This is a genomic window from Thermogutta sp. (assembly GCF_014359955.1).
In the GTDB taxonomy this organism is placed as follows: domain Bacteria; phylum Planctomycetota; class Planctomycetia; order Pirellulales; family Thermoguttaceae; genus Thermogutta.
The window spans coordinates 1-3,646 of sequence record NZ_JACIYL010000454.1 but is presented as its reverse complement, the minus strand read 5'-3'; the positions used below and the strand labels follow the sequence as shown (position 1 = coordinate 3,646).

Genomic DNA, 3,646 nt, shown 5'->3' with positions numbered 1-3,646 from the left:
CCCCCATTTCGTGACATTCGCCGCCAAAATGTTTGCAGCTCAGCCCGTGGCCGAATTCATGAAGAATCTTCGTGATCGCCAGCGTGAGTGCCAGCCAGAGGGCGTTCGTCGGAGTAAAAAACTGGTAAAAACTGGGTAACCGGGAAAGAAACACGCGGAACTCCGCGGCGACGAGCAGCAGTGCCGCCAGCCACAGGATGACGCAGCCAATGAGGAAGGCGGGGTGAAACATCCACCGCACCCAGGGATAGAGGGCATTGAGGATCCGCTCGGGATCGATTCCCCGGAACCGCAGCGCCAGGATATTGCTCAGGGCGCTGATCCACTCCTGTTTGCGGCGTTCGGAACGTCTTTTCAGCAACTGGCGCCCCTGTTCGGGGGCTGCTGCCACCACCAGCCCGCTCCGATGGAGCATCCCGATGAATTGCTGGAGTTCTTCCAGGGTGATTTTCTGCGGGGGGAACTCGGCTTCAAAACGGGCCTTGATCTCGTCGAGGCTGGAGCGGCCGTCGAGCTGGTTGAGGATGAAAAATTCCTCTTCCTGAAATCGGAAATAATTGAGGCCGACCGGATCCTTCACCACCCAGTACACTTCGCCCTCGTAGCGCTGGCGCTGGGCCAGCAGATCCGGTCGCTTCCGGATTGGAAGGGGTCGCGCCGAACTGGAGAGCAGACTATCGGCAAGTGTGACCATGCGTTTTACCGGCCCGCAGGGCGATCAACAAGTGCACAACTGATATGCAGAACCCGGCAGGATTTCATGGCTGGCCGTTCTTCTGCGTACCTTCGTGATCATGGGTTCAATCGAATCATAAGCTGGCCGGTCAACCCGGGGCGAAGCAACCAGTGGCCGCTTCGTTCGTCCCGAACATTGACGATCTCCGCCCACACCGTGAATTCGCCGGTTACTTCCACCACGGGACTGACGTACACCACCTGTCCCTGAAACTGCCGTTCTCCCAGTTGCGGAAGTTTGACGACAAACACCACCGGCGCCTTGGCGAGTTGGGACGGCAGGTATTTTTCCGCACTGACCATCCCCTCAATCCGCAACCGGTCCATCCGGACGACGTGAAAAACGGGATCGCCCGGTTTCACCCACTCCCCGGTATGCAAGAATCGTTTGATGATAATCCCATCGATGGGCGCCACGATCTGGTACATGCGGAGCTGCTCCTCCACTTCCGCGAGCTCCGCCTGACGAACCTGCACGGTGAGTTTGGCGACTTCCAGATCGTGGGCCGCCTGCTCGATCGCCAATGAAGTCTTGCCGCGCTCCAGCAGAAGCCGCCGCAGTTCGGCCTGGGGGACAGCACCCGGCGCCCTGTTGTTGGCGTCCACAGCCTGCTGATATTCCGCATCCGCGACGAGATTGGCCCACTTCGCATAGCGGACATTGACGTCGTTGTCCGCGTCCTTCTTGGCAGCTTCCAGTTGATAGCGTTTGACATCCAGAGTTTTCTGAAGCACCGCGTCATCGATTCGCCCAAGGACATCTCCCCGTTTGACGGTATCTCCTTCCTTCACCGAAAGCTCAATCAATTGCCCCTGCACGCGCGCGGGAACCTGGGCTTCCTCGACGACCGACACCGGGCAGTTGGGGAGAGTGATCACGGCGGAATCCGCCGATGGCCCCGCCACCTCAACTCCCCACAGTGCGATGCTGAGCACGAACCATATCATCATGGTTGTTCCGTGTTGAGTTGTCGCTTTATTTCCACCAATCTCACCGAACGAATCCGCCTGGTCCCCTCTGCCAGTTTCCAGGCGTCAGGCCAGGCTTCCTCTACCACAGGTAGAAGACAATCCGCGTCTGAATGAACGCAATAAGATCCCGGAACCAAGCGTACCCCATGGATCGGGTACCGCAGTGCACTTTCGCGCTGACGGTGGCCCCCGGCCGTAACTGAGCGGGATCAAAATCCTCCTTGTTGATGGCGACCTTGATCATGACCACATTGCCTTCCTCGGGAAGAACCTCCGCCGAGGCATAAATGTCTTTAACCCGACCAATACGCACCCGACCGGGATCGGTGGCCAGCACGTATTCCACCGTAAGATCCTCGTTGGGATCGCGCTGCTGGATCTGGCGACGGGCAAGGGCGATCTCGCCCATCCGGTCCTCAGCCATATGGAGTTCCAGTTCCCAGTCTCCTGACGTGTCGGCGATCCTCATGAGGATCTGGCCCCGATTGACGGGCCGGTTGATAAGCCGATTGTAAACGTCCCAGGTGACGACGTCCCCGGCAATGGGACTGATGACGGTCAGTTCTTTTTCCTTTTCTTTGAGGATGGCCCGTTGCGCGATGAGGCTGATCTGCCGGGCTTCCAGCTCTGCCAGTTGCCCGGTCAGTCGATTGCGCTCCTGAAGGCTGAGTGCCCGAAGGTCAGCGAGTTCCCGCCGGATGGTGGCGATCTGCTTTTGATTGGAGGCCAGTTGGCCCTCGATTTCCAGGATATTCTGTTTCAATTCGGTGTTGCGGAGCCTGGCCAGCACCTGGCCCGCTTCCACGTGCTGTCCGTGCTGGACCAACACTTCATCGACCACACCGTCGATTCCCGCAAAGACGTCGCGTTTCACGACGGGCTCCAGCGTGCCCCGTGCATGAAGTTTGTACGGCCACGGTACGAAAACAAGCATCAGGCACACGAGGACCGCCAGGGCCCCAAAAAGCACCGTTCGCGGCAGCATCCGTGCCTGGGTGATCAGGCGGGATTTGCCGAGGGCTTTCCACACCGGCATAAGGAAAAGCTCGTTGTGTTCCACCGCGTTGGCCAGCGCGATGGCCGCATGCTCGGCAACGACCTCCACACGCTGCCGCAATTGCGGCGTGATGCGGCTGTCCTCGATCTGCTCGACGATCATCGTGCCCACCGGCGGCGGTCGGTCCACAGGACGGTCAGCCTCGCTTTCGTCGGTGGGAGGAGGAGCCGGCCGCCCCAGGGGAATCACAATCACCGTCTTGGAATGCGACTCATCCACATACTCCTGGAGCGCATCCTCAATCTGCGGAGCCAACTGCGCCGTGTCGCCGCAATACCAAACGCTCTCCTGAGCCGCGGCCACAACCGTCGCCAGATCCCCCAGGAGTCTCACCACATTCGAGCGCTTGTTCACCACATCCTGGCCAGAAATGGCCTCGATGACCTGGCGGCGTCCCCGTCGGACGGAAACGCTCACCCGATCACAGTCGATGAGCCGCCGCGCTTCGTTCGCCAATGTGTACGCCGTTTCACGGGGATCCAGGCTTTGATGAATCAGCCGCGTGAACTCTTCCAGCCGGGACCAGAGTATCTGACGATCAGACAGGCTTTTAAGCTGCTGGGTCTTGAAATAGTCGCCCGCCAGATCGCACATCTGGGTCAGAAATCGCAGATAGCCCTTTTGGGCGGGCGGAGGAGCGTCCGGCCGCTGGAAGACCTCCACAAGACCGACCACTTCCAGTTCGGTCTTCACAGGGCCAAGAATGAGCAGAAAGTCCGTGGGATTCCCCTCCCCGTTGTTCTCGCCGCTGCCGGACTGCGGTGGGACGAGAAGGGGTTCCTTAGTTTGAAGCACGCGCTGAAGCAGACGATTGTGCTTCTGGCGTCCTTCGGGATCTTCGGCCAGCCGCGTCTGCTGGAGATTCATCTGATAGGCCAGGCT

The 3,646-nt window shown here is 59.6% G+C and carries 3 protein-coding genes; all 3 read right to left on the bottom strand.

Going from position 1 to position 3,646, the window contains the following annotated elements; genetic code table 11:
- A partial coding sequence (locus H5U08_RS12925) for a PqqD family protein (protein ID WP_297033729.1) occupies positions 1-694 on the bottom strand: 694 nt, incomplete at its 3' end.
- 98 nt (positions 695-792) lie between these two features.
- Complete coding sequence (locus tag H5U08_RS12920) at positions 793-1,686, bottom strand: efflux RND transporter periplasmic adaptor subunit (protein WP_297033726.1); 894 nt, start codon at positions 1,684-1,686, stop codon at positions 793-795.
- 100 nt (positions 1,687-1,786) lie between these two features.
- Positions 1,787-3,646: biotin/lipoyl-binding protein (locus H5U08_RS12915; protein WP_297033724.1), on the bottom strand; the 1,860-nt coding region annotated here is incomplete at its 5' end.

Coding starts and splice junctions, on each gene's coding strand:
- H5U08_RS12920 (WP_297033726.1), bottom strand. CDS start 1,686: ATGATGATATGGTTCGTGCTCAGCATCGCACTGTGGGGAGTTGAGGTG.